Here is a 24,306-nt window from a genome sequence, read left to right as displayed (position 1 = left end):
ACGACCACGTGGAGCGCAGGACGATCGGCGCGGCGGCACTCGCGGTGGGGGCCGTAGGACTCGGGTGCATGCCGATGAGCTGGGCGTACAGCACGTCCCGGCAGCGCGGCGCCGAGTCGCTCAGGGCGGTCCACCGGGCGCTGGACCTGGGGTCGTCCCTGCTGGACACCGCCGACATGTACGGCCCGTTCACCAACGAGCTGCTGGTGGGGCGGGTGTTGCGGGAGCGGCGGGCCGACGCCTTCGTGTCGACGAAGGTCGGTCTGCTCGTCGGCGATCAGCACATCGTGGCCAACGGCCGTCCGGGCTACGTGCGACGGGCCTGCGACGCCTCGCTGCGCCGGCTCGGGACCGACGTCATCGACCTCTACCAGCTGCACCGCGCCGACCCCGAGATCCCGGTGGAGGAGACCTGGGGCGCGATGGCGGACCTGGTGCGGGCCGGCAAGGTCCGGGCGCTGGGGCTGTGCGCGGTCGGGGCCCGTTCGTCGCGGCGGGCGGGGGCGCGGCTGCACGACGGAACGATCCGCCAACTGGAGCGGATACAGCAGGTGTTCCCGGTGAGCGCGGTCGAGGCCGAGCTGTCGGTGTGGTCCCCGGACGCGCTGGAGGCGCTGCTGCCGTGGTGCGCGGCGCGCGGTGTCGGGTTCCTGGCCGCGATGCCGCTGGGCAACGGTTTCCTGACCGGCACGCTGACGCCCGGTGAGGGGTTCGAACGGGAGGACCTGCGGGCCCGGCACCCCCGTTTCACCGCCGAGATGATGGCCGCCAACCAGCCGATCGTGGCGGGCCTGCGCCGGGTGGCGGCCCGGCACGGGGACGGGGTGACGCCCGCGCGGGTCGCGCTGGCCTGGGTGCTGGCGCAGGGCCGGCACGTGGTGCCGATACCGGGCACCAAGCAGGAGCGGTGGGTGGCGGACAACGCCGGCGCTGCGGCGCTGCGGCTGACGCCGGAGGAGCTCGCGGAGGTGGGCGCGCTGCCGCCGGCTCTCGGCTCCTGGGAGTGACCCGGAGGGCCGCCGGACACGGGGGCCCGGTTGGGGGAGCGTCCGACCGGGAACCTGTGGGGCACGAGCGGTGTTCGACATGAGGGAACCGTCGCGTCGAAGGGACCAAGATCGTGCAACGTCGAGCCGTCTCGGCCGTGCTGGCCTCCGCAGCGCTCCTGCTGACGGCGGGCTGCTCCTCCGACGGGGACGGGACGGCCGGCCGGGACGCGAGCGCCTCCCCGAGCCGTACGCCGACGGGGTCGCCGTCGGGGACGCCGTCCGCGCAGCGCACCGCCGAGACCACGCCGCCCGCGAAGGGCTCGGTGAAGGTGACCCGGACGGTCGCCACCGGCCTGGACAGCCCGTGGGGTCTGGCGCCGCTGCCCGAGGGCGACCTGCTCGTCTCCTCCCGCGACGAGCGCGTCCTCACCCGGGTCGACGGCGACAGCGGCAGGAAGACCGAGGTGGGCGAGGTGCCCGGGGTGGCCCCCGAGGGCGAGGGCGGCCTGCTCGGCATCGCCCTCTCCCCCGACTACGCCTCCGACCACATGGTCTACGCGTACTTCACCTCCGCCTCGGACAACCGGATCGTGCGCATGCTGTACGACGCCGGGAAGCCCGCCGGTGAGCAACTGGGCGCCCCGGACACGGTCTTCAAGGGCATCCCCAAGGGCTTCATCCACAACGGCGGCCGGATCGCGTTCGGCCCCGACGGGATGCTGTACGTCGGCACGGGCGAGAGCGGGAACACCGGTCTGTCCCAGGACAAGGAGGCGCTCGGCGGGAAGATCCTGCGCCTGACCCCGGAGGGCGAGCCGGCACCCGGCAACCCCTTCCCCGACTCTCCCGTGTACTCCTACGGCCACCGCAACGTGCAGGGCCTGGCCTGGGACTCCAAACAGCGGCTGTTCGCCTCGGAGTTCGGCCAGGACACCTGGGACGAGCTGAACGCGATCACGCCGGGCGACAACTACGGCTGGCCCGACGCCGAGGGCAGGTCGGACGACGACGCGTTCCACGACCCGGTCGACCAGTGGAGCACCGACGACGCCTCGCCGAGCGGCATCGCCTACGCCGAGGGCTCCGTCTGGATGGCGGGACTGCGCGGCGAGCGGCTGTGGCGCATCCCGCTGAAGGGCACCGGGGAGGCCGCGGAGCCGCAGTCCTTCCTGGAGGGCGAGTACGGGCGGCTGCGCACGGTGGTCGCGGCGGGCGGCGGCAGGCTGTGGCTGGTGACCAGCAACACCGACGGCCGGGGCGACCCCGAGAAGGGCGACGACCGGATTCTGGAGCTGGAGGTGGAGTAGCCGACGGCGTTTCTCACCGGCCGTCCGCGTCCGGCTCCTCGCTCTCCTCGGGACGCGGCCCGCGGACGACGACCTTCCCGGACGTGAGGTCTATCGGCCCGCGTGCGGGGTCGCCGTCCCCGACGTCCTCCCGGGTCAGCTCCAGGCGGTTCTGTTCGTCGCGGGTGTGTTTGCGGCCGGGCGCGAACAGTTCCTCGAAAGCGTTGAACACATGACCTCCTCGGCCGGTGTCCGTCCCAGCGTACGACTCGGCCCGGCGTACCGGGACGGAGACTCAGCCCGGCCGGCGGAACGGGAGACTCGACCCGGCGCCCGGGACCGCAGACTCAACCCGGCAACCGGGACAGGAGACTCGACCCGGCGCCCGGGACCAGGCACTCAGCCCGGTGACCGGGAGAAGACCGGCCCCGGTGCGCGGGACGGAGGACTCAGCCCGGCGTCCCGGTCGCGGCGGGAGGGGCGAGCGGGCGGGGCGGGAACAGCCCCAGCCGGTGCGCCACCGCCGCCGCCTCGCCCCGGCCGGAGACATCCAGCTTGGCCAGGATGTTCGACACGTGGACGCTGGCGGTCTTCGGTGAGATGAACAGCTCCTCGGCTATCTGCCGGTTGGTACGGCCGTCGGCGACCAGGCGCAGCACGTCCCGCTCGCGGCTGGTCAGGCCGAGCCGGTCGGCCGGGTCCGCGGGGGCGGCGGCCGGGCCGTCGGCGCGGCCGAGGGGGAGGCGGGCGCGCTGCGCGAGCAGTTCCACGGCGCCGGTGAGCGGGCGCGCGCCGAGGTGGTCGGCGGCGGCGCGGGCGAGGCGGAGCAGCTCCGTGGCGCGGTGGCGTTCGTCCTCGCCGCCGGCGGTGAGCAGGGCCTCGGCGAGCCGGTGGCGGACCCGGGCGAGTTCGTAGGGGCGCTCCACGGCTTCGAAGGCGGTGACCGCCTCGCCCCACGCCTGCGGGGTGTCGCGGCCTTCCGCGCGGTGCAGTGCGGCGCGGACCCACCGCTCGTGGGCGAGCCAGACGGGGGCGCCCGTGGTGAGCGTCCGGGCGGTGCCGCGCAGCCGGGCGAGCAGCTCCGCGCGGTCCGCGCCGGCGGCGGCCGGGCCGCGCAGGTCGCTCTCGGCCTCGGCGCCGGCGACCAGCAGTGGCCAGGCGTAGCGCTGGGTGCCGGGCGGGAAACCCGCGTCCAGGGCGCGGGCCAGCGCGTCACGGGCCTCGGCGGGCCGGCCCTCGGCGGCGGCCAGACCGACGGCCAGGGTGGCGAACGGGATGGTGACCTGGGGCATGGGGTCGTGCGTGCCGTACGCCGCGCGGCCCTCGGCGAGCAGCCGGGCGGCCCCGGCCGTGTCGCCGCGGGCGAGGGCGACGAGGGCGCCGTGCAGCAGGGCGCCGCCGCGCGGTTTGGCGGCCAGGGTGACCGTACGGGCCCGGGTGGCGGCCTCCGCCGCCTCGTCCCAGCACCCCACGGAGATCAGCGACTCGGCGAGGTTGCCCCACACCCACGCCTCGGAGTCCAGCAGCCCGGCGGTGCGGGTGAGTTCGACCCCTCGGCGCAGGAGGGCGACCGCCTCCCGGGAGCGGCCGATGCCCTCCAGGTGGGAGGGGAGGTTGACGTGGGCGCGGGCCGCCACGGTGGAGCGTCCTCCGGCGGTCGCCTGCTCCAGTACCTCACGCATCTCGGCGAGACCGGGGTCGGTGCGGCCGGCGTCGACCATCAGCCCGCCGAGGGTGAGGCGGGCGTTCAGCTCGATGTCGGCGGCGCCGACCATCCGGGCGTACTCCACGGCCCGCTCGGCGGCGGTGACGGCGTCCGGTCCGGGGCTGCGCAGCTGGGCCCAGTTGGCGGCCATGGAGAACACCTCGGCGTGCACCTCGGACGGCGGCAGGCCGCGGACCAGGTCCTGGGCGATGCCCAGCTCCCGCCAGCCGTCGCCGCGTCCCTGGGCCTGGATCAGCATGGAGCGCTGGGTCCAGAACCAGGCGGCGCGCAGCGGGTCGGGCTCCTCCTCCAGCAGGGCCAGCGCCCGCTTGGTGATCTTCAGCGCGCGTTCCCGTTCGCCGCTGAGCCGGCCGGCCACGGCGGCCTCGGCCATCACGTCGAGGTAGCACAGCGACTCCGCGTCGGGGTCGCAGCCGTAGGCGCGGCGGGTGCCGGCGTCGTCGATGGGGCGCAGCGCCGCCCGTACGTCGTCGGGGGCCTGGTCCCACAGCTCCATGGCCCGCTCCAGGAGCCGGAGCTGCTCCGCGTAGGCGTGCCGGTGTCCGGCCTCCACGGAGGCGTCCAGCACGGCGGGCAGCGCCTTGGCCGGGTGGTGGGCGTGGTACCAGTAGCTGGCCAGCCGCGTGACGCGGCCGTCGGCGGGGACCAGCGTCGGGTCGGCCTCCAGGGCCTCGGCGTAGCGGCGGTTGAGCCGGGAGCGCTCGCCGGGCAGCAGGTCGTCGCCGACGGCCTCGCGGACCAGGGAGTGCCGGAAGCGGTAGCCGTCGCCGTCGGGGGCGGGCAGCAGGATGTTGGCGCCCACGGCGGCCCGCAGCGCCTCGATGAGGTCGTCCTCCGGGAGTCCCGCGACGGCGGCGAGCAGCCGGTGTTCGACGGTCGAGCCGGCCTCGGCGACGATCCGGGCGACCCGCTGGGCGCTCTCGGGCAGCGCCTCGACCCGGACCAGGAGCAGGTCGCGCAGGGAGTCGGTGAGGCCGTCGCAGCAGCCCTCGTGGGCGGCGGCCGCCAGTTCCTCGACGAAGAAGGCGTTGCCGTCGGAGCGGGCGTAGATGTCGTCGACGCGGCGCGCGTCGGGTTCGTCGTCGAGGATGCCGGCGATCTGGCGGGCCACTTCCTCGCGGGTGAAGCGGCCGAGGTCGATGCGGTGGACGGTGCGCAGCCGGTCCAGCTCGGCGAGGAGCGGGCGCAGGGGGTGCCGGCGGTGGATGTCGTCGCTGCGGTAGGTGGCGAGGACGACGAGCCGACCGGCGCGCAGCGTACGCAGCAGGTAGGCGAGGAGGTGACGGGTGGAGGCGTCGGCCCAGTGCAGGTCCTCCAGGACGAGGAGGACGGTGCGGCGGGCCGCGACGCGCTCCAGGAGGCGGGCGGCCAGCTCGAACAGGCGGGCCGTGTCGCCCTCGTCGGGGCGGCCGCCGCGGCTCGTGGTGCCCGTCTCGGCCAGCTCGGGCAGCAGCCTGGCCAGCTCCTCCTCCTGCCCGGCCGCGGCGGCGGACAGCTCCTCGGGCAGGACGCGGCGCAGGGCGCGCAGGGCGGTGGAGAACGGCGCGAACGGCAGTCCGTCGGCGCCGATCTCCACGCAGCCGCCGAGGGCGACGACGGCGCCCTGGGCACAGGCGGCGGTGGCGAACTCCTCGACGAGCCGGGTCTTGCCCACCCCGGCCTCGCCGCCGAGCAGCAGGGCCTGCGGCTCGCCGCCGCGCCCGGCCCGGACGAGCGCGTCGTTGAGCACGGCCAGTTCGTCGGCGCGGCCGACGAAGACGGGGCTGACGGAGCTGATTCTCACACCGCCGAGCATGGCACGTCGGTGTGACAGCGCGGCAGCGGTTTCCTGAGCCGCTGCCGGGGCGGCGGTCACGCGGCGCGCACGAAACGGTCGCCGCGGGTTCTGCCGGCGTCGCGCCCGGCCTCCGCGCGGCGGGCGGCGCGGCGGGCCCGCAGTGCCTCGCGCACCAGTCGGTGGTGCTCGGCGCGGCGGATCAGTTCGGCGGAGCGGTGGTGGAGGTAGTCCGCGTGCATGGCACATCCCTGGGTCGGAGGTCGCATCGGTATCGCTGTTCGCGATGGTTCGACTCTCGTCTCCCAGGGGGGTCGCTCACATCGGGTGAGTGCCGCATGTCCGGCCCCCGCGCGGGGCCTCATGGGACGCGGAAGGGGCCTTAGGCGACCGCGCGGTGCGCGGATTTCGTCCTAAGGCCCCTCAGGGTGACTCGGCCGTCAGCCCGCCGCGGGTACGTCCAGCAGCACGCCGGTGTACTTCAGGACGGCCAGGAGCAGGCCGATCACGCCCAGCGCGACGCCCGCCCAGGCCACCGACTTGATCCACGGGGCCTGCGGCCGGCCGGGGGCGCCGAACGCGGGCCGGGCCAGCACGACGACACCGACGATCAGCGCGGCCAGGGCGAAGAAGCCGCCCCACATCGCGGTGGCCTGCCAGGGCTCGGCGTAGCCCTTCTCCAGGAGAACGCCGACGTCCGAGGAGGAGCTGGTCGACATCTGCGCTTCCAGCGACTTCTTGGCCTGGGCGATGTTGCCCAGCCAGCTGCCGGTCAGCGACACGAGGCCGAGCGCCGCGGAGACCACGGCACCGGCGCCCTGGCCCACCCCGGAGGGGCCCTCCGGCTCGGCCTCCGCCGCCGGCTCGGCACCCTCGGTGGCCTCGGCGTTCTCGGTGGGCTCGTCGGCGCTCCCGGTGGCCTCGGTGGCCTCGGTGCTCCCGGTGGCCTCGACCGCCTCGCCGTCCGTCGCCCGAGGCGCTTCCTTCGCCCCGGTGACCTCGGTCACGTCGGCCTTGTCCTCGTCCGCCTTCGTCGCGGCGCCGGTCTCGTCCACTGTCTTCGTTCCCATGTCTCGCACCGTACGGACGCTCTCTGAGAGGTCCCTTAACGATCGTTGTGAGAGGTACGCGCGCGTGCGGCGCGCCATTCCGGCGCGAGCACGGCCCAGACCTCCATGTCCTGGCGCACTCCACGGTACGGGTTGCTCTCCCGCAGGATGCCCTCGCGGGTCATGCCGAGCCGGCGGGCGGCGTTGACGCTGGGGACGTTGGCCGAGGAGGCGTGCCATTCGACGCGGTGCATGCCGCGCTCGTCGAAGGCCCAGTCGATCAGGGCGCGGGCGCCGCGGGTGACGAGTCCCCTGCCGGTGGCGGCCGGTTCCAGCCAGCAGCCGATCTCGCAGACGCCGGTGGCGGCGTCGAAGACGCGGAAGAGGAGTCCGCCGACGAGCTTGCCGTCCAGCCACAGCCCGTGCAGGAAGCCGCTGTCGGCGGCGCGCTTCTCGGCGTACGCGGTGAGCAGTGCCCGCGCGGAGCGGCTGTCGGTGGCCTGCGTCCCGAAGGGGATGTGCCGGGTGATGAACTCCCGGCCCCGGTCGAGGTGGGCCAGGAACTCCTCCGCGTGCCAGGGTTCCAGCGGTCTCAGTTCGGCTCCGTCGTCACCCAGTGGTATCGCGTACATTCCTCTCCCGCCCCTTCCGCAGCACGCTGCCGACGTCCGTCAGCCTCTCATGGGCGTCGCGGCACTCGGGCGGTTCGATGCTGATCCGGGGCAGGCGGGTCTCCAGCCACTGGGGCAGCCACCAGTTGGCGCTGCCCAGCAGGTGCATCAGGGCGGGGACGAGCAGGGTGCGCAGGACGAAGGCGTCCAGGGCGACGGCCGCGGCGAGCGCGATGCCGAACATGGCGATGACCCGGTCCCCGGCGAGGACGAAGGAGAGGAACACGGCGATCATGATGACCGCCGCGGAGTTGATCACCCGGCTGGTCTCGGCGAGTCCCACGCGGACCGCCCGCCGGTTGTCGCCGGTCTCCAGCCACTCCTCGTACATCCGGCTGACCAGGAAGACCTGGTAGTCCATGGAGAGTCCGAAGAGCACCGAGACCATGATCACGGGCAGGAAGGGCTCAATGGGGCCCGCGCTGCCGAGGCCGAGCAGGTCGCTGCCCCAGCCCCACTGGAAGACGGCCACGACGACGCCGAAGGACCCGGCCACGGCGGCGATGTTCATCGCGGCGGCCTTCAGCGGGATGCCGACGGACCGGAACGCCAGCAGGAGCAGCAGGCAGCCGAGGCCGACGACGGCGCCGACGAAGAGGGGCAGCTTGCCGACGACGACGCCGGCGAAGTCGTCGTAGCCCGCCGTCACCCCGCCGACATACAGCTCCAGGGAGGTGCCGCGCTCGGCGCGCGGCAGCACCTCGGAGCGCAGCCGGTCGACGAGGTCGCTGGTGCGCGTCGACTGCGGCGCGGAGTCGGGTACGACGGTGAGGTACGCGGTGTCGCCGCCGGAGCCGAAGGTCACCGGGGTCACCGAGGCGATGCCGTCGGTGGCCCGCAGGGTGGTGTCGAGGCTGTCCAGGGCGAGCCGGTCCTCGGCGCCGCCGACCTCGGTGACGAGGGTGAGGGGGCCGTTGAGGCCGGGTCCGAAACCCTCGGCCAGCAGGTCGTAGGCGGCGCGGGTGGTGGAGCCCCGGGGGTCGTTGCCCTGGTCGGAGGTGCCCAGGCGGAGGTCGAGCGCGGGCAGCGCGAGGACGGTGACGACGAGGAGGGCGAGGGCGCCGAGGAGCCGGGGGCGGCGTTCGACCAGGGCGGACCAGCGGGCGGCGAGGCCGGTCGGCAGTTCGGGTCCGGGGCCGTGCTCGGCCAGCCGGCGGCGCTCGCGCCGGCTGAGGGCGCGGGGTCCGATGAGGGAGAGCAGGGCCGGCAGCAGCGTCACGGAGGCGACGACGGTGAGCACCACGGTCAGCGAGGCGGACACGGCGACCCCGTTGAGGAAGCCGAGGCGGAGGGTGAGCATGCCGAGCAGGGCGATGCAGACGGTGGCGCCGGCGAAGACGACCGCGCGGCCGGTGGTCGCCACGGCGTCGACGGCGGCCTCGGTGACGGTCAGCCCGCGTTTCAGGCCGCGCCGGTGCCGGGTGACGATGAACAGCGCGTAGTCGATGCCGACGCCGAGCCCGATGAGCAGGCCGAGCATGGGGGCGAAGTCGGCGACGGCCATGGCGTGTCCGAGCAGGGCGACGCCGGCGTAGGCGGTGCCGACGCCGACCAGCGCGGTGGCGATGGGCAGCAGGGAGGCGGCGAGGGAGCCGAAGGCGAGGAAGAGGACGACGGCGGCGACGGCCACGCCGACGGCCTCGGCGAGGTGGTTGTCGGGCGTGTCGGTGGTGGCGACGGCGCTGCCGCCCACCTCCACCCGCAGTCCGTCGGTCGCGGCGGCGCGGGCGGTGTCCACGACGGCCCGCGCGTCGCCCTCCTCGACCTCTCCGGCCGGTGCCGCGAAGACGACCGTGGCGTACGCCGTGCGTCCGTCCTCGCTGATCCGGCCCGCGTCCGCGTCGTCGTAGGGGCCGGTGACGCCGGCCACGCCGGGCAGTGCGGAGAGGTCGCGGAGGGTGGCGCTCATCGTCTGTTCGACGGCGGCGGCACGGACGGTGCCGGAGTCCGTGCGCCAGACCACGGTGTCGCTGTCGCCGCCGAGTCCGGGGAAGCCCTCGGCGAGGAGTGCGGCGGCGCGGCCGGACTCGGTGCCGGGCACGTCGTAGTCGTCGGAGTACGAAGTGCCGGTCAGGGCGGCGGCGGTGGCGACCCCGGCGAGGGTGAGCAGCCAGAGCAGGACGGTGACGAGACGGCGTCGGACACACCAGCGGGCGAGTGCTGCCACGGACGTGCTCCCGGAATGTCTGGTTGTGGATCTTTGACCGGGAACAGTCGTCCATGAACCGAGAAGAACTGAGAAGCCCGCAAAGAACGCATGAGCAATGCGTTGTCACTCTTGCAGGCAGGAATGATCCTTTGCCGTGTTCGTGGGTTTAGTCACAACAATGGGGGCGCGTCGTGTCCGACGCGCCCCCGGGGGCTCACTACGGCGAGCGGGGTCAGCCCTCTTCGACACCCAGCTTCTGGAGGATCAGCTCCTTGACGCGGGCGGCGTCGGCCTGGCCGCGGGTCGCCTTCATGACGGCGCCGACCAGGGCGCCGGCCGCGGCGACCTTGCCGGACTGGATCTTGGCGACGATCCCGGCGTTGCCGGCGATGGCCTCGTCCACGGCGGCGGAGAGCGCGCCCTCGTCCGAGACGACCTTCAGGCCGCGCTTGTCGACGACCTCGTCCGGCGTGCCCTCACCGGCGAGGACGCCCTCGATGACCTGGCGGGCCAGCTTGTCGTTGAGATCGCCCTTGGTGACCAGCTCGGTGACCCGGGCGACCTGCTGCGGCGTGATGGCCAGCTCGTCCAGCGACTTCTGGGACTCGTTGGCGGAGCGGGCCAGCTCGCCCATCCACCACTTACGGGCGGAGGCCGCGTCGGCGCCGGCGTCGATCGTGGCGACGATCGGGTCCAGCGCGCCGGCGTTGAGGATCGACTGCATGTCGTTGCCGGAGATCCCCCACTCCTCGCGGAGGCGGTTGCGGCGCACCAGCGGCAGCTCGGGCAGGGAGGCCCGGATCTCCTCGACCCACTCGCGCGAGGGGGCCACCGGGACCAGGTCGGGCTCCGGGAAGTACCGGTAGTCCTCGGCCTCCTCCTTCACGCGGCCCGAGGTCGTGGACCCGGTGTCCTCGTGGAAGTGGCGGGTCTCCTGGATGATCGTGCCGCCGGACGACAGCACGGCCGCGTGGCGCTGGATCTCGAACCGGGCGGCGCGCTCGACGCTGCGCAGCGAGTTGACGTTCTTCGTCTCGCTGCGCGTGCCGAACTTCTCCCGGCCGTGCGGGCGCAGCGACAGGTTGACGTCGCAGCGCATCTGGCCCATCTCCATGCGGGCCTCGGAGACGCCGAGCGCCTTGATGACCTCGCGCAGCTCACGGACGTACGCCCGCGCGACCTCCGGCGCGCGCTCGCCCGCGCCCTCGATCGGCTTGGTGACGATCTCGATGAGCGGGATGCCGGCCCGGTTGTAGTCGAGCAGGGAGTGGGACGCGCCGTGGATACGGCCGGTGGCGCCGCCGACGTGCAGCGACTTGCCGGTGTCCTCCTCCATGTGGGCGCGCTCGATCTGCACCCGGAAGGTCTCGCCGTCCTCCAGCTGCACGTCGAGGTAGCCGTCGAAGGCGATCGGCTCGTCGTACTGGGAGGTCTGGAAGTTCTTCGGCATGTCCGGATAGAAGTAGTTCTTCCGGGCGAAGCGGCACCATTCGGCGATCGAGCAGTTCAGCGCGAGGCCGATCCGGATCGCGGACTCGACTCCGGTGGCGTTGACCGCCGGGAGCGCGCCGGGCATGCCGAGGCAGACCGGGCAGGTCTGGGTGTTCGGGTCGGCGCCGAGCGCGGTCGAACAGCCGCAGAACATCTTGGTCTTGGTGCCGAGTTCGACATGGACCTCAAGGCCCATGACGGGGTCGTACGACGCGAGCGCGTCCTCGTACGACACCAGGTCGGTCGTGGTGGTCACGGTGCTACTTCCCTCTCAGCCCAGCAGGACGTCGTCGTCGCCCAGCCGCTTCAGCTCGCGGTAGAGGATGGCGAGGCCGGTGGCGATGGCGGCGGCGGACACGGCGGCGTCGACCAGCCGGAGCGTGTCGCTCTCGGCGCGGGCGAGCTTGGCCTGCTTGGCGACGCTGAGCGCGCCGAACGCGGTGGTGGCCATGGACAGGTACAGGCCGTTCTTCGACTTCTTGAAGCCCTTGGCCTTCGACAGCTTGCTCACAGCGACGGTGCCTCCTCGATCAGCGGGTGGCCCCACTTTTCCACGAAGGCGGCCTCGACGGCGGCGCCGACCTTGTACAGCCGGTCGTCCTTCAGGGCGGGGGCGATGATCTGCAGACCCACCGGCAGGTTGTCCTCCGGCGCGAGGCCGCAGGGCAGCGACATGGCCGCGTTGCCCGCGAGGTTGGTGGGGATGGTGCACAGGTCGGCGAGGTACATCGCCATCGGGTCGTCGGCGCGCTCGCCGATCGCGAAGGCGGTGGTCGGGGTCGTCGGGGAGACGATCACGTCGACCTGCTCGAACGCCTTCTCGAAGTCGCGGGTGATGAGCGTACGGACCTTCTGCGCGGAGCCGTAGTACGCGTCGTAGTACCCGCTGGACAGGGCGTACGTGCCCAGCATGATGCGGCGCTTGACCTCGGGGCCGAAGCCGGCCTCGCGGGTCAGGGAGGTGACCTCCTCGGCGGAGTGCGTGCCGTCGTCGCCGACGCGGGCGCCGTAGCGCAGGCCGTCGAAGCGGGCGAGGTTGGAGGAGCACTCGGACGGCGCGATCAGGTAGTACGCCGACAGCGCGAGGTCGAAGGACGGGCAGTCCAGCTCGACGATCTCGGCGCCCAGCTTCTTCAGCAGCTCGACCGACTCGTCGAAGCGCTGGATGACACCGGCCTGGTAGCCCTCGCCGCGGAACTGCTTCACGACGCCGACGCGCATGCCCTCGACGGAGCCGTTGCGGGCGGCCTCGACGACCGGCGGGACCGGGGCATCGATGGAGGTGGAGTCCATCGGGTCGTGCCCGGCGATCACCTCGTGCAGCAGCGCCGCGTCCAGCACCGTACGGGCGCAGGGCCCGCCCTGGTCCAGGGAGGACGAGAAGGCCACCATGCCGTAGCGGGAGACACCGCCGTACGTCGGCTTGACGCCGACCGTGCCGGTGACGGCCGCGGGCTGGCGGATGGAACCGCCGGTGTCGGTGCCGATGGCGAGCGGCGCCTGGAAGGCGGCGAGCGCGGCGGAGGAACCGCCGCCGGAGCCGCCGGGGATCTTGGTGAGGTCCCAGGGGTTGCCGGTCGGCCCGTAGGCGCTGTTCTCGGTGGAGGACCCCATGGCGAACTCGTCCATGTTGGTCTTGCCGAGGATGACGACGTCGGCGGCCTTCAGCCGCTTGGTGACGGTCGCGTCGTACGGCGGGATCCAGCCTTCGAGGATCTTCGAGCCGACGGTCGTGGGCACGCCCTCGGTGGTGAAGATGTCCTTCAGCGCGAGGGGGACGCCGGCCAGCGGGCCGAGCTTCTCGCCCCGGGCGCGCTTGTCGTCGACGGCGCGGGCCTGCGCGAGGGCGCCCTCGCGGTCGACGTGCAGGAAGGCGTGGACCTTCTCGTCGACGGCCTCGATCCGGGCCAGGTGGGCCTCGGTGACCTCGACGGCCGTCAGCTCGCCGGCGGCGATCTTCGCGGCGATCTCGGCCGCGGTGAGCCTGATGATGTCGCTCATGGCGGTTACTCCTCCCCCAGGATCTGCGGCACCTTGAAACGCTGCTGCTCCTGGGCCGGGGCGCCGGAGAGCGCCTGCTCGGGCGTGAGCGAGGGACGGACCTCGTCGGCCCGCATGACGTTGGTCAGCGGGAGCGGGTGCGAGGTCGGCGGTACGTCTTGGTCGGCGACCTCGCTGACGCGGGCGACCGCGCCGATGATGTCGTCCAGCTGTCCCGCGAAGTGGTCGAGCTCTTCGGGCTTCAGCTCCAGACGCGCCAGCCGGGCGAGGTGGGCGACCTCCTCGCGCGTGATGCCAGGCATGCAGCGTTCCTCTGGGTGAGAGTGTGTGTTTCGCCCAATCCTATGGGGCGGAGCCGAGTGCCGGTGAATGGGTTTCCCCGGACTCACGGGCAGGGGCCCTGCTGAGCGCCCCGCAAGGGGCGCGGGGCTGTATCGATGTGCGGCTCCGCCGCGTGGGCGCGACAAGCCACGGCGCACCCGCGCCCGGCGACGGACCGAACCGCCCCCTTACCGCCCCGTCTCCTCCGCCGCGGCCGCCGGAAGAGCGGCCGCGGGCCGCTGCCACCCCCGGTCCCCCCGCGCCAGCAACCACGCCGTGGTCTCCTCCGGCGGCATCGCCGCGGCCACCAGCCACCCCTGCACCGCGTCACACCCGAGGTCGCGCAACCTCTCCCATGTCTCGTCGTCCTCGACGCCCTCCGCGACGACCAGCAGCCCGAGCGAGTGCGCGAGATCGACCGTGCACCGCACGATCTCCGCGTCCTCGGTGTCCACGGCCAGCCGCGCCACGAACGAGCGGTCGATCTTCAGCTCGCTGACGGGGAGCCGCCGCAGGTGGACCAGGGAGGAGTAGCCCGTGCCGAAGTCGTCCAGGGACATCTTCACGCCGTGGCCGGTCAGCCCCGCCAGCGTGTCGGCGGCACGCTGCGGGTCCTCCAGCAGGACGTGCTCGGTGATCTCCAGCTGGAGCGCGCCGGCCGGCACGCCGTGCCGGGCCAGCCGGGCGGCGACGGACCCGGCGAACCCCGGGGTGTGCACGTCGCGCGGCGAGACGTTGACCGCGACCGGCACGAACAGCTCCTGCGCGCGCCACTCGGCGACCTGGGCGAGCGCCGTGTCCAGTACGTACTCCGTGAGGTACGGCATCAGCCCGGAGGACTCGGCGATCGCTATGAACTCGTCCGGCGGGACCTTGCCCCGCTCCGGGTGCACCCAGCGCACCAGTGCCTCCAGGCCCGCGACCTGTCCGTCGAAACGGACCTTGGGCTGGTAGTGCAGCTCCACCTCGTGCGCGTCGAGGGCGCGGCGCAGGTCGCCGAGGAGTCCGAGGCGGTCGGGGGTGTTGGAGTCCCGCTTGGACTCGTAGACCTCGACGCCCGTACGGTCCCGCTTGGCCTGGTACATCGCCACATCGGCGCGGCGCAGCAGCCCTTCGGCGTCGTCGGCGTGGTCCGGGAAGACGGCGACACCCGCGCTGGCCTCCAGGACGAGGGTGAGTCCGTCCAGGTCGAGCGGGGAGCTGAGCGCGCCGACCAGGCCGCGGGCGACGCGGGTCGCGGACGTGGTGGAGTCGGCGACGGGCAGCAGGACGGCGAACTCGTCGCCGCCGAGCCGCGCGGCCTCCGCTCCCCGGGGCAGCGCGAGCCGCAGCCGGTCGGCTATCTGCAACAGCAGCCGGTCACCGGCCAGGTGGCCGAGGGTGTCGTTGACCGAGCGGAAACGGTCGAGGTCGATCAGCATCAGGGCGGTGCGGGCGCCGATCCGCTCGGCGTCGTCGAGCGCGGTCCAGATGCGCTCCTGGAGCCACTGCCGGTTGGGCAGTCCGGTCAGCGGGTCGCGCAGCTGCTCCTCGGCGCGGGCGCGGGCGATCCACAGGGTGGAGTCGAGGGCGATCAGCGGGATGGCGAACAGCGGCAGCAGCACCGGCTGGGCCAGGGCGACCACGCAGATGAGGGGCGCGATGCCGAGCAGCGCGACCGCGACGAGGCCCTGCCGGACGAGGGCGGTGCGGGCGATGGTGGGCAGTCCGGCGCGCGGTGACTGCAAGTACCAGAGCAGGGTGCGGGTGACGGCGAGGTAGGCGACGGCGACGAGCGTCACCTTGGGCGCGGCGGAGACCGTCCAGGTGTCCGGGTGCCAGGGGTTCTCGACGGACGGCGCGGAGCCGCAGGCGCCGAGCAGGGCGGCACCGGCGGCGATGCCGAGGATGTCGACGGCGCCGTGCAGCACGCCCTGGCGCCAGCGGCCGCGGCGGGCGACGCCGACCAGGACGACGACGGTGAGGCTGACCATGCCGGCCGGGACCCAGCCGTAGAGCAGCAGGACGGCGAGGGTGAGGGCGGCGCCGGAGCCGGTGCCGCCCCACCAGCGGGCGCGGCCGAGGAGGACGAGGTGGCCGACGACGATGCCGGTCAGTACGGCCAGTGCCCAGCCGACCGCGCCGGCCGGGAAGAGGGCGTGGCCGTCGGTGAACGCCCGGTAGAAGCCGGCACCCAGGACGAACCCGGCCGCCGCGACGACCGCCGCGGGCAACGCGGGCCAGGACAGGTGGCGCTCGGCGTCGGCGTCGGCGGCAGATGCGGACGGGGCACCGGCGGTGGACAGGCCGGCCGGGCGTGCGGGCGGCCGGCCCGTGCCGTGCCCTGCAAGAGTGACGCGGGCGGCGGCGCCCTCCGGAGGCCACCCGCTCCACCGGCCCGTGCGCGCCGCGTCCGCCAGTCGGCGCAGACGCAGCCGCAGCCGTGAGCCCGGGGCGGCGCTCTCGGTGGGTTCCATTCCCGTCCCTCTCACAGCCGGCGGTGCTCACGCGACGCGGACCGACGCCCGACGGGCGTCGGCGGCACCGCGGTGGAAAGTCCGATTCCCTGCTCCTTCTGAGCACGGGGATGCCCCGGCCGCAGCTGGGCACGGCAGGCGCACATCTCAACAGTAGGCCGCAGAAGGCTTCCACGGGCACCGGTCGCCGACGGTTGCCCGAATGCGCCCTGGCCACCCTTATGCATCTGATATGCGCCGATCGGGTGGCCTTCAACCGCTATTCCTCAGCCGAAAGCGCGACTTCGGCGGCTGCTTCGGGTCCTTGTTCGAGCAGAACGTCGAAGCCGTCCTCGTCGAGGACGGGGACCTTGGCCTGCATCGCCTTGTCGTACTTGGAGCCGGGGTTGTCACCGACGACGACGAACGAGGTCTTCTTGGAGACCGATCCCGTGACCTTGGCGCCGCGGCTCTGCAGTGCCTCCTTGGCGTCGTCGCGGGTGTAGCGCTCCAGGGTGCCGGTGACGACGACGGTGAGCCCCTCCAGCGGGCGCGGCCCCTCGTCCTCGCCGGTCGACTCGTCCTCCAGGGGGACGCCGGCCGCCTTCCACTTGCGGACGATCTCGCGGTGCCAGTCCTCGGCGAACCAGTCCTGGAGCGCGGCGGCGATGGTAGGTCCGACGCCGTCGGTGCCCGCCAGCTCCTCCTCGGTGGCCTGCTCGATCCGCTCCAGGGAACGGAACTGACGGGCGAGTTCCTGTGCGGCGACCGGTCCGACGTGCCGGATGGAGAGGCCGTTGAGGAAGCGGGCGAGGGGGCGGGTCTTGGCCTCCTCGATGTTCTTCAGCAGGGCGAGGGTGTTCTTCTTCGGCTCGCCCTTCTGGTTGGCGAAGACGGTGACGATCTTCTCCTCGCCGGTCTTCGGGTCGCGCTTGGGCAGTCCGCTGTCCGGGTCGAGGACGTAGGCGCGGATGGGCAGCAGCTTCTCGACGGTGAGGTCGAACAGGTCACCCTCGTCGGCCAGCGGCGGGTCGGCGGGCTCCAGCGGCTGGGTCAGCGCGGCGGCGGCGACGTCACCGAAGTGCTCGATGTCCAGGCACTCCCGGCCCGCGAGGTAGGAGAGACGGCCGCGCAACTGGGCTGGGCAGGTGCGCGCGTTGGGGCACCGCAGATCGATGTCGCCCTCCTTCATCGCGCGCAGCGGGGTCCCGCACTCGGGGCACTCGGCGGGCATCACGAACTCCCGCTCGCTGCCGTCCCGCAGGTCGGCGACGGGGCCGAGGATCTCCGGGATGACGTCGCCGGCCTTGCGCAGCACCACGGTGTCGCCGATGAGGACGCCCTTGGCCTTGACGACCTCCTGGTTGTGCAGGGTGGCGAACTCGACCTCGCTGCCGGCCACGGTGACGGGCTCGACCTGCGCGTACGGGGTGACGCGGCCGGTGCGGCCGACGCCGACCTTGATGTCGACGAGCTTGGTGTTGACCTCCTCCGGCGCGTACTTGTACGCGATGGCCCAGCGGGGGGCGCGGGCGGTGGAGCCGAGGCGGCCCTGGAGGCGGATCTCGTCGAGCTTGACGACGACGCCGTCGATCTCGTGCTCCACGGAGTGCCGGTTCTCGCCGTAGTACGCGATGAACTCGTGGACCTCGGCGAGGGTCTCGACGGCCCGGTTGTGCGGGGAGGTGGGCAGGCCCCAGGTCTTGAGCAGGTCGTAGCCCTCGGAGAGCCGGTCCAGGCCGGTGTAGCCCTCCAGGACGCCGATGCCGTGGACGACCATGTGCAGCGGGCGGGTGGCGGTGACCCGGGGGTCCTTCTGGCGCAGGGAGCCCGCCGCCGCGTTGCGCGGGTTGGCGAAGGGCTTGTCGCCGGCCTCGACCAGACGGCGGTTGAGGTCCTCGAACTTCTCCATCGGGAAGTAGACCTCGCCGCGGATCTCGACGAGGTCGGGGACCTTGTCGCCCTTCAGCCGGTCGGGGATCTCGGCGATGGTGCGGACGTTGGGGGTGATGTCCTCGCCGGTGCGGCCGTCGCCGCGGGTGGCGGCGCGGACCAGACGGCCGTGCTCGTAGGTGAGGTTGACGGCGAGGCCGTCGACCTTCAGCTCGCACAGGAAGTGGAACTTCTGCTCGCCCAGCTCCTTGTGGAGGCGGTCGGCCCAGGCGGTCAGCTCCTCCTCGTTGAAGGTGTTGTCGAGGGAGAGCATGCGGGAGCGGTGCTCTACGGCGGTGAACTCCGTCTCGTAGGAACCGGCGACCTTCTGGGTCGGGGACTCCGGCGTCCGCAGCGGCGGGTACTCCTCCTCCAGGGCCTCCAGGGAGCGCAGCAGCCGGTCGAAGTCCGCGTCGCTGACGACGGGCGCGTCCTTCACGTAGTACCGGAAGCGGTGCTCCTCGATCTGCTCAGCGAGCTGCGCGTGCTTCTCCCGTGCCTCGGCGGGCACGCTCGTCGTCTCCGCCTGCTTGTCGCCGGCCACCGTATGGTCCTCCCGTTACTCAGGGTTGTCCGCGAGGGATCTCGCCGCCCGGACGCAGTGGGCGAGGGCCCGCCGGGCGTACTCGGGGGACGCACCCGCGAGTCCGCACGCCGGAGTGACCGTGACCGCGTCCGCGAGAAGCCCCGGATGCAGCCCCAGCCTGCGCCACAGCGTCCTGACACCCGAAACGCTACCGGCAGGGTCTGACAACGGGCCGTCCGTGCCGGGCACGACACCGGCGAACAGCCGGGTGCCGCCCTCCACCGCTTCCCCGAGCGCCTCGTCGTCACGCTCGGTGAGGAGGGAGAAGTCGAAGGAGATCCCCGCCATGCCGGCCCGGCGCAGCAGGGCGAAGGGGACGTCGGGCGCGCAGGTGTGGGCCACCACGGGGCCGTCCGTGTGCACCCCGGCGACGTCGCGCAGCGCCGCTTCCACGACCTGCCGGTCGGGTGCGCGGTGGGTGCGGTAGCCGCTGGCCGTGCGGATCTGTCCACGCAGGACGGCGGTGAGCGAGGGTTCGTCGAGCTGGAGCACGATCGTCGCGCCGGGGACCCGGCGGGCGACCTCGGCGAGGTGCAGGCGCAGGCCCTCGGTGAGGGAAGCGGCGAGGTCACGGCAGGCCCCGGCGTCGGAAAGTACCGCTTCGCCGTTACGCAGCTCCAGGGCGGCGGCCAGCGTCCAGGGCCCGACGGCCTGGACCTTGAGGGGACCCTCGTGACCCTGGGTGAACTCCTCCAGGGCGTCGAGGTCCTCGCGGAGCCAGGAGCGGGCCCGCCGGGTGTCCCGGCCGGGCCGGTCGCCGAGTCGCCATCCACTGGGCTCCACGCGCGCGTACAGCTCGACGAGCAGTCCGGCGCTCCGCCCGATCATGTCCGCGCCGGGTCCGCGGGCGGGCAGTTCGGGCAGGTACGGGAAGTCCTCGAAGGTGCCGGTGACGGTCTTGACGGCCTCACGGGCGTCCTGTCCCGGCATGGACCCGACGCCGGTGGCGGCGCCGAACCTGGGCTGGCTGTTTTCGCTCACCCGTGCAGCCTACGGAAGGTTCCGCGGACCGCTCACCGTCCGGGGCGCACGGTGAGGTCGTTGACCTCGGCGTCGCGGGGCAGGTCCAGGGTCATCACGATGGTCGTCGCGACGGACTCGGGGTCGATCCACCGCGCCGCGTCGTACTCCTTGCCCTCCTGCTGGTGCACCTTGGCCTGCATGGGGCTGGCGGTGCGGCCGGGGTAGACGGAGGTGACCCGGACCCCGTTCCCGTGTTCCTCCTGCCGCAGGGAGTCGGCGAGCGCCTTGAGCCCGTGCTTGGAGGCGGCGTACGCGGACCACTCGGGGCCCGCGCTCAGCCCTGCCCCGGAGTTGACGAAGACGACATGTCCCTGGGCGGCGCGGAGCAGCGGCAGCGTGAGGCGGGTCAGCTCGGCGGGTGCGATCAGGTTGACGTTGAGCTGGTTGCGCCACGTCTTGGGGGTGAGGTCGCCGACGGGGCCCAGGTCCACGACGCCGGCGATGTGGAGCAGGGAGTCGACCCGGTCGGGCAGGGACTGGTGCGAGAGCGCCCAGGACAGCTTGTCGGGGTCGGCCAGGTCGCCCACCAGGGTGCGCGCGCCGGGGAACTCAGCGGCGAGTTCCTTGGCACGGCCCGCGTCGCGCGCGTGCAGGACGAGGTCGTCGCCGCGGGCGTGGAGACGGCGGGCGACCGCGGCGCCGATTCCGGAGCCTGCTCCGGTGATGATGTGTGTTGCCATGGGGGTCATGGTCGCAGGTCCAGTGCGGGTGGGCTGTGGCTGGCCGCGCGCACGTGGCGGAGCCACATGTCGACACAGTCCCGCGCCCCTTCGGGGGCGCGTTACTTCACGCCCTGGGCCTCCTCCAGGTAGGCCAGCGCGCCCACCGGCTCCTCCGCGAAGAAGACCAGTTCGCTCAGGGGACGCGGGAGGAAGCCCTCGTCCTCCATCCGGTGGAACTGTTCCCTGAGGCCGTCGTAGAAGCCGGCGGTGTTGAGCAGGACGACCGGCTTGTCGGTGTGGCCGTGCTTCTTCAGCTCCAGGATCTCGGTGGCCTCGTCCAGCGTGCCGGTGCCGCCCACCATGATCACCACGGCGTCGGCCTTCTCCAGCAGCAGCCGCTTGCGTTCGGCGAGGTCGGAGGCGACCACCATCTCCTCGACGCCAGGGCGCACCTTGGCCGCGAGGAACGTCACGGAGACGCCGCACAGCCGCCCGCCGGCCTCCTGCACGCCGTCGGCGACCACCTTCATCAGACCGACGTCCGAGCCGCCCCAGACGAGCGTGTGCCCGCCCTTGCCGAGCAGACGGGCGAACTCCTTGGCGGGGCGCGTGTAGCGCTCGTCGAGGTCGGCGGCGGAGAGGAAGACGCAGATGTTCATGGGGCAACGGTACGGTCCGGGCCCGCCGGGGAAGAAGTCGGTGTCGCGGCGCGCTGTCGCCGGGGAGACCAACACCGACCGAGGAGACGAGCATGACCACCGGACACCGCATCACCGTGGAGCCCAGTGACCGGCACGTGCGCGTGGAGCGCGAGGGGCGGGTGCTGGCGGAGAGCGACGAGGCGCTGGTCCTCAAGGAGACCGGCTGTCCCGACCGCTACTACTTCCCTCCGGTGGACGTACGGGTGGACCTGCTGACGCCGTCCCGTACGACCACCCACTGCCCGTTCAAGGGCGACGCGGTCTACTGGTCGATGCCGGACGCGGAGAACGCCGTATGGGCGTATCCGGAGCCGAAGCCCGAGGTGGCGCAGATCAAGGATCACCTGTGCTTCTACGAGGTGGAGGTGGTCTGACGACCGGTCTGACGACCGTCAGGCGGCCAGCGTGGCCGGGCCGGGTGACACCGGTCCGGCACCGCCCAGCACCAGTTCGAACCAGACGCTCTTGCCGCCGGCCCCGAACACGGATCCGTCGAGCCTGAGCCCGCCCCAGTCGTCGGCCAGCAGATCGAGGATGAGCAGCCCTCTGCCCCGCTCCGCGTCCGGTACGGACGGTGCCGGTGGCACGGGGACCAGGGGGCAGGTGTCCGTGACGCTGACCCGCAGCACGGGCATGGTCCAGCGCAGCCGCACGGTGGCGGGACCGAGGGAGTACCGCACCGCGTTGGTGGCCAGTTCGGAGGTCAGCAACTGGGCCCGGTCGGTGAACTCCCCCAGCCCGTGTGCGCGGAGTACCGCCTTGAGGGTCGTGCGGGCGACGGCCGGACCACGGGCGTCGCGGGGGAAGTGGAGTTCGTACTCCCAGGGGTCGGTGAAGGGGATGAGGATCGCGTCGAGAGCGCTCATGTGGCACCTCCGGGGTAACGGATTTCCGTCATTTGCGGCACAAGTCACAAGCTAGCGCCTCGATTTAACGCGTGCCATCCTCCTCACCTTAACGAGTTAATGCGTCTTCGGATTGGAGCGGACTGCCGGGAAACCGGCACACTGTCCGCCAGCAAGGAGGACGCATGGCATCGAGCAACACCCCCACGATCCGCCAGCGGCGGTTCGGCTTGGAGCTGCGGCGACTGCGCGAGGCAGCCGGGATGTCAGCTCCCGCCGCGGCTGCCGCGCTGGGTACAGACAGGACGAACATCTCCAACATCGAGGCCGGCCGTTACGGCATCGGCGAGGAGCGTCTCCGTCGCCTCGCGAGCATCTACGAGTGCAGCGACCAGGCTCTTGTCGACACCCTCGCCTCCATGACGGGAGGCCGGAGAACGGGATGGTGGGACGAGTACCGGGGCAAGGTCCCTCCGGGGTTGCTCGACGTCTCGGAACTCGAGCACTACGGAACCCGCCTGCGGACCGTGCAGACGTCTCACCTGCCAGGTCTGTTCCAGACCGAGGATCATGCCCGAGCCCTGTTCGAATTGACTGTGCCCAAGCTGCCGAGGCTGGAAGTGGAGCTCCGTGTCGCGCACCGCCTCGGCAGGCAACGGGTCATCTCCGGGAGCACACCGACTCCCTACGTGGGAATCATTCACGAGGCGGCGCTGCGCATGCGGTTCGGCGGTCGGGGTGTCGCGGACGCCCAGCTACGACACCTGCTGGACGAGGGCGAACGCGACAACGTCACGCTCCTGGCCATTCCGTTCGCGCACGGCGGATTCCCCATGGCCGGTGAGTCACTTCTGTACGTCGAGGCCACCAACCCTCATCTGGACACCGTCCACATGGACTCACCGGCTGGGCCACTCTTCTTCGATCTCCCCACCCAGCTCGAGAACTTCCGGTCGCGGCTGGACTTGGCCGAGCAGGCAGCGTTGACTGCCAAGCAGTCTGCGGAGTTCATCCACTCGATCCTGAAGGAGACATAAAAGGGTGTCCGTTTTGCCCAGGCAAAGGTGGCGCAAGTCTTCCTACTCGGGAGAGGGCGGGAACAACTGCGTCGAGGTCGCTGCTGCCCCGGACCGCATATCCGTACGGGACAGCAAGAATCCCGCCCGCATACTCTCCTTCAGCCGCCCGGCGTTCACCGCGCTCGTGCGCGGGGTCGCTTCTCGGTGAGGTCGGGCAGGCCCCGTGTATCGCCGGATCGGATTCCGTAGGCGGTATCGACCGGCGTGGCCGCCCGGCCCCGGACGTACTCGGCAAGGACCCGGGCCGGGCGACTGGACCGTCTACCCGCGCATCGGCTGGGTCGGCGCCGATCCTCGGCGACATCGACGCCGTCATGGGCCAGCCCTGATCAGCGGCGGCCGGTCCATGTGCTCAGCTGAGCATCGGAGTGACAGTTCGCTCGCGAGTGTTGGCGCTTCGTGGGTTCAGACCACCGCGGAGGCGCTCGCCGTGCGGGTGGTGTCGGCGATGGTGGCGGAGCCGACGACGCGCGTGCCGTCGTACAGGACGATCGCCTGGCCGGGGGCGACTCCCCGGACGGGCGCGTCGAAGACGACCTCCAGTTCGCCGGCGTCGGTCACCTCCGCGCGGACCGGCGTCTCGTCGCCGTGCGCGCGGAGCTGGGCCGTGTACGTGCCGGGGCCCGCCGGAGCCGTACCGCACCAGCGGGGCCTGATCGCGCGCAGGGCGGTGACGTCCAGAGCGGCCGCCGGGCCGACGGTCACCGTGTTGTCGACCGGGGAGATGTCGAGGACGTAGCGCGGCTTGCCGTCGGGGGCCGGGGTGCCGATGCGCAGGCCCTTGCGCTGGCCGATGGTGAAGCCGTAGGCGCCCTCGTGGGTGCCGACCCGGTTGCCCGCCTCGTCGACGATGTCGCCCTCCGCGCGGCCGAGCCGGTCCGCGAGGAACCCCTGGGTGTCGCCGTCTGCGATGAAGCAGATGTCGTGCGAGTCGGGCTTCTTGGCGACCGCCAGGCCCCGGCGCTCGGCCTCCGCGCGGATCTCGTCCTTGGTGGTGACCGTGTCGCCGAGCGGGAACATCGCGTGGGCGAGCTGGCGGTCGTCCAGGACGCCCAGCACGTACGACTGGTCCTTGGCCATGTCGGACGCGCGGTGCAGTTCGCGATTGCCGTCCGCGTCGACCAGGACCTTCGCGTAGTGGCCCGTGCAGACCGCGTCGAAGCCGAGGGCGAGGGCCTTGTCCAGGAGCGCGGCGAACTTGATCTTCTCGTTGCAGCGCAGGCAGGGATTCGGCGTGCGGCCGGCCTCGTACTCGGCGACGAAGTCCTCCACCACGTCCTCGCGGAAACGGTCGGCGAGGTCCCAGACGTAGAACGGGATGCCGATGACGTCGGCCGCGCGGCGGGCGTCGCGGGAGTCCTCGATGGTGCAGCAGCCCCGCGCGCCCGTGCGGAAGGATTGAGGGTTGGCGGAGAGCGCGAGGTGGACGCCGGTCACGTCGTGCCCGGCCTCGGCGGCGCGGGCGGCGGCGACGGCGGAGTCGACTCCGCCGGACATGGCGGCGAGGACACGGAGAGGGCGGCGGGTGCGCTGCGGGGTGTCGTCAGTCATAACCCCTCCAGGGTACGGGTGGGCCGGGAACCAGA

Annotated in this window: 22 protein-coding genes; 5 read left to right on the top strand and 17 right to left on the bottom strand. The window is 72.5% G+C overall.

Annotated elements, in window-relative coordinates; translation table 11 throughout:
• The first annotated feature begins 8 nt into the window (after nt 1–8).
• Both UW392_RS52290 and UW392_RS52285 read left to right on the top strand, forming a co-directional pair.
• On the top strand, nt 9–1,007 hold the full coding sequence (locus tag UW392_RS52290; protein WP_320782497.1) for an aldo/keto reductase: 999 nt from the start codon (nt 9–11) through the stop codon (nt 1,005–1,007).
• Nucleotides 1,008–1,120: 113 nt separating this feature from the next.
• On the top strand, nt 1,121–2,296 hold the full coding sequence (locus UW392_RS52285; protein WP_320782496.1) for a PQQ-dependent sugar dehydrogenase: 1,176 nt from the start codon (nt 1,121–1,123) through the stop codon (nt 2,294–2,296).
• 13 nt (nt 2,297–2,309) lie between these two features.
• On the opposite strand, the gene UW392_RS52280 is transcribed toward UW392_RS52285, so the two are convergent.
• The 15 genes from UW392_RS52280 to UW392_RS52210 form a co-directional block, all read right to left on the bottom strand.
• On the bottom strand, nt 2,310–2,507 hold the full coding sequence (locus UW392_RS52280) for a DUF6191 domain-containing protein (protein ID WP_320782495.1): 198 nt from the start codon (nt 2,505–2,507) through the stop codon (nt 2,310–2,312).
• Between the two features lie 217 nt (nt 2,508–2,724).
• Nucleotides 2,725–5,796 (bottom strand): helix-turn-helix transcriptional regulator, encoded by a 3,072-nt coding sequence (locus UW392_RS52275; protein WP_320782494.1) that lies wholly within the window; start codon nt 5,794–5,796, stop codon nt 2,725–2,727.
• Between the two features lie 56 nt (nt 5,797–5,852).
• The gene (locus UW392_RS52270; protein WP_320782493.1) at nt 5,853–6,017 is read right to left on the bottom strand and encodes a hypothetical protein; all 165 of its coding nucleotides are present in this window, start codon (nt 6,015–6,017) and stop codon (nt 5,853–5,855) included.
• A 198-nt stretch (nt 6,018–6,215) separates the two neighbouring features.
• On the bottom strand, nt 6,216–6,845 hold the full coding sequence (locus tag UW392_RS52265) for a hypothetical protein (protein ID WP_320782492.1): 630 nt from the start codon (nt 6,843–6,845) through the stop codon (nt 6,216–6,218).
• A gap of 35 nt (nt 6,846–6,880) precedes the next feature.
• A complete protein-coding gene (locus UW392_RS52260) occupies nt 6,881–7,456 on the bottom strand; it encodes a GNAT family protein (RefSeq protein ID WP_320782491.1) in 576 nt (191 codons plus the stop codon).
• Nucleotides 7,434–9,662, bottom strand: a complete 2,229-nt coding sequence (locus tag UW392_RS52255) for an MMPL family transporter (RefSeq protein WP_320782490.1) — start codon at nt 9,660–9,662, stop codon at nt 7,434–7,436. The genes UW392_RS52260 and UW392_RS52255 overlap by 23 nt, the downstream gene beginning before the upstream one ends.
• A gap of 214 nt (nt 9,663–9,876) precedes the next feature.
• Nucleotides 9,877–11,391, bottom strand: a complete 1,515-nt coding sequence (gene gatB, locus UW392_RS52250; protein ID WP_320782489.1) for an Asp-tRNA(Asn)/Glu-tRNA(Gln) amidotransferase subunit GatB — start codon at nt 11,389–11,391, stop codon at nt 9,877–9,879.
• 15 nt (nt 11,392–11,406) lie between these two features.
• Nucleotides 11,407–11,646 (bottom strand): hypothetical protein, encoded by a 240-nt coding sequence (locus tag UW392_RS52245; RefSeq protein WP_320782488.1) that lies wholly within the window; start codon nt 11,644–11,646, stop codon nt 11,407–11,409.
• Entirely contained in the window at nt 11,643–13,136 is a 1,494-nt protein-coding gene (gatA, locus tag UW392_RS52240) for an Asp-tRNA(Asn)/Glu-tRNA(Gln) amidotransferase subunit GatA (RefSeq protein WP_320782487.1), read from the bottom strand. The genes UW392_RS52245 and gatA overlap by 4 nt, the downstream gene beginning before the upstream one ends.
• Before the next feature lie 5 nt (nt 13,137–13,141).
• Nucleotides 13,142–13,438, bottom strand: coding sequence for an Asp-tRNA(Asn)/Glu-tRNA(Gln) amidotransferase subunit GatC (gene gatC / locus UW392_RS52235; protein ID WP_006130840.1), 297 nt, complete (start codon nt 13,436–13,438; stop codon nt 13,142–13,144).
• 207 nt (nt 13,439–13,645) lie between these two features.
• Complete coding sequence (locus tag UW392_RS52230) at nt 13,646–15,913, bottom strand: bifunctional diguanylate cyclase/phosphodiesterase (RefSeq protein ID WP_320782486.1); 2,268 nt, start codon at nt 15,911–15,913, stop codon at nt 13,646–13,648.
• Nucleotides 15,914–16,172: 259 nt separating this feature from the next.
• Nucleotides 16,173–18,368 carry an NAD-dependent DNA ligase LigA gene (gene ligA, locus UW392_RS52225; protein WP_320782485.1) on the bottom strand — a complete coding sequence of 732 codons (2,196 nt, stop codon included), beginning with the start codon at nt 18,366–18,368 and terminating at the stop codon, nt 16,173–16,175.
• Nucleotides 18,369–18,383: 15 nt separating this feature from the next.
• A complete protein-coding gene (locus UW392_RS52220; RefSeq protein ID WP_320782484.1) occupies nt 18,384–19,391 on the bottom strand; it encodes a methionine synthase in 1,008 nt (335 codons plus the stop codon).
• Nucleotides 19,392–19,423: 32 nt separating this feature from the next.
• The gene (locus UW392_RS52215; protein ID WP_320782483.1) at nt 19,424–20,113 is read right to left on the bottom strand and encodes an SDR family oxidoreductase; all 690 of its coding nucleotides are present in this window, start codon (nt 20,111–20,113) and stop codon (nt 19,424–19,426) included.
• A gap of 101 nt (nt 20,114–20,214) precedes the next feature.
• Nucleotides 20,215–20,754, bottom strand: a complete 540-nt coding sequence (locus tag UW392_RS52210; RefSeq protein ID WP_320782482.1) for a TIGR00730 family Rossman fold protein — start codon at nt 20,752–20,754, stop codon at nt 20,215–20,217.
• A 92-nt stretch (nt 20,755–20,846) separates the two neighbouring features.
• Between UW392_RS52210 and UW392_RS52205 the strand changes: the two genes are divergently transcribed.
• Nucleotides 20,847–21,170, top strand: coding sequence for a DUF427 domain-containing protein (locus UW392_RS52205; protein WP_320782481.1), 324 nt, complete (start codon nt 20,847–20,849; stop codon nt 21,168–21,170).
• Between the two features lie 18 nt (nt 21,171–21,188).
• Here UW392_RS52205 and UW392_RS52200 read toward each other — a convergent pair whose 3' ends face one another.
• Complete coding sequence (locus UW392_RS52200) at nt 21,189–21,662, bottom strand: ATP-binding protein (RefSeq protein WP_320782480.1); 474 nt, start codon at nt 21,660–21,662, stop codon at nt 21,189–21,191.
• Between the two features lie 164 nt (nt 21,663–21,826).
• On the opposite strand from UW392_RS52200, the gene UW392_RS52195 reads away from it, so the two are divergent.
• Nucleotides 21,827–22,678 (top strand): Scr1 family TA system antitoxin-like transcriptional regulator, encoded by an 852-nt coding sequence (locus tag UW392_RS52195; protein ID WP_320782479.1) that lies wholly within the window; start codon nt 21,827–21,829, stop codon nt 22,676–22,678.
• Nucleotides 22,679–22,682: 4 nt separating this feature from the next.
• Nucleotides 22,683–22,868: a DUF397 domain-containing protein gene (locus tag UW392_RS52190; RefSeq protein ID WP_414497552.1), complete on the top strand. Its 186-nt coding sequence runs from the start codon at nt 22,683–22,685 to the stop codon at nt 22,866–22,868.
• A 257-nt stretch (nt 22,869–23,125) separates the two neighbouring features.
• Here the strand turns inward: UW392_RS52190 and mnmA are convergent, their stop codons facing one another.
• Nucleotides 23,126–24,271 (bottom strand): tRNA 2-thiouridine(34) synthase MnmA, encoded by a 1,146-nt coding sequence (mnmA, locus tag UW392_RS52185; protein WP_320782477.1) that lies wholly within the window; start codon nt 24,269–24,271, stop codon nt 23,126–23,128.
• Nucleotides 24,272–24,306: the final 35 nt, after the last annotated feature.

Source organism: Streptomyces sp. CRN 30 (genome assembly GCF_034105845.1).
The sequence above is the reverse complement of the archived record's forward strand: the minus strand, read 5'-3'. Positions and strand labels throughout refer to the sequence as shown.

Bases quoted from the DNA above. Each gene is read 5' to 3' on its own strand.
- UW392_RS52275 (WP_320782494.1), bottom strand. From the start codon at position 5,796: ATGCTCGGCGGTGTGAGAATCAGCTCCGTCAGCCCCGTCTTCGTCGGC.
- UW392_RS52270 (WP_320782493.1), bottom strand. From the start codon at position 6,017: ATGCACGCGGACTACCTCCACCACCGCTCCGCCGAACTGATCCGCCGC.
- UW392_RS52265 (WP_320782492.1), bottom strand. From the start codon at position 6,845: ATGGGAACGAAGACAGTGGACGAGACCGGCGCCGCGACGAAGGCGGAC.
- UW392_RS52260 (WP_320782491.1), bottom strand. From the start codon at position 7,456: ATGTACGCGATACCACTGGGTGACGACGGAGCCGAACTGAGACCGCTG.
- gatA (WP_320782487.1), bottom strand. From the start codon at position 13,136: ATGAGCGACATCATCAGGCTCACCGCGGCCGAGATCGCCGCGAAGATC.
- gatC (WP_006130840.1), bottom strand. From the start codon at position 13,438: ATGCCTGGCATCACGCGCGAGGAGGTCGCCCACCTCGCCCGGCTGGCG.
- UW392_RS52230 (WP_320782486.1), bottom strand. From the start codon at position 15,913: ATGGAACCCACCGAGAGCGCCGCCCCGGGCTCACGGCTGCGGCTGCGT.
- UW392_RS52215 (WP_320782483.1), bottom strand. From the start codon at position 20,113: ATGGCAACACACATCATCACCGGAGCAGGCTCCGGAATCGGCGCCGCG.
- UW392_RS52210 (WP_320782482.1), bottom strand. From the start codon at position 20,754: ATGAACATCTGCGTCTTCCTCTCCGCCGCCGACCTCGACGAGCGCTAC.
- UW392_RS52205 (WP_320782481.1), top strand. From the start codon at position 20,847: ATGACCACCGGACACCGCATCACCGTGGAGCCCAGTGACCGGCACGTG.
- UW392_RS52200 (WP_320782480.1), bottom strand. From the start codon at position 21,662: ATGAGCGCTCTCGACGCGATCCTCATCCCCTTCACCGACCCCTGGGAG.
- UW392_RS52195 (WP_320782479.1), top strand. From the start codon at position 21,827: ATGGCATCGAGCAACACCCCCACGATCCGCCAGCGGCGGTTCGGCTTG.
- mnmA (WP_320782477.1), bottom strand. From the start codon at position 24,271: ATGACTGACGACACCCCGCAGCGCACCCGCCGCCCTCTCCGTGTCCTC.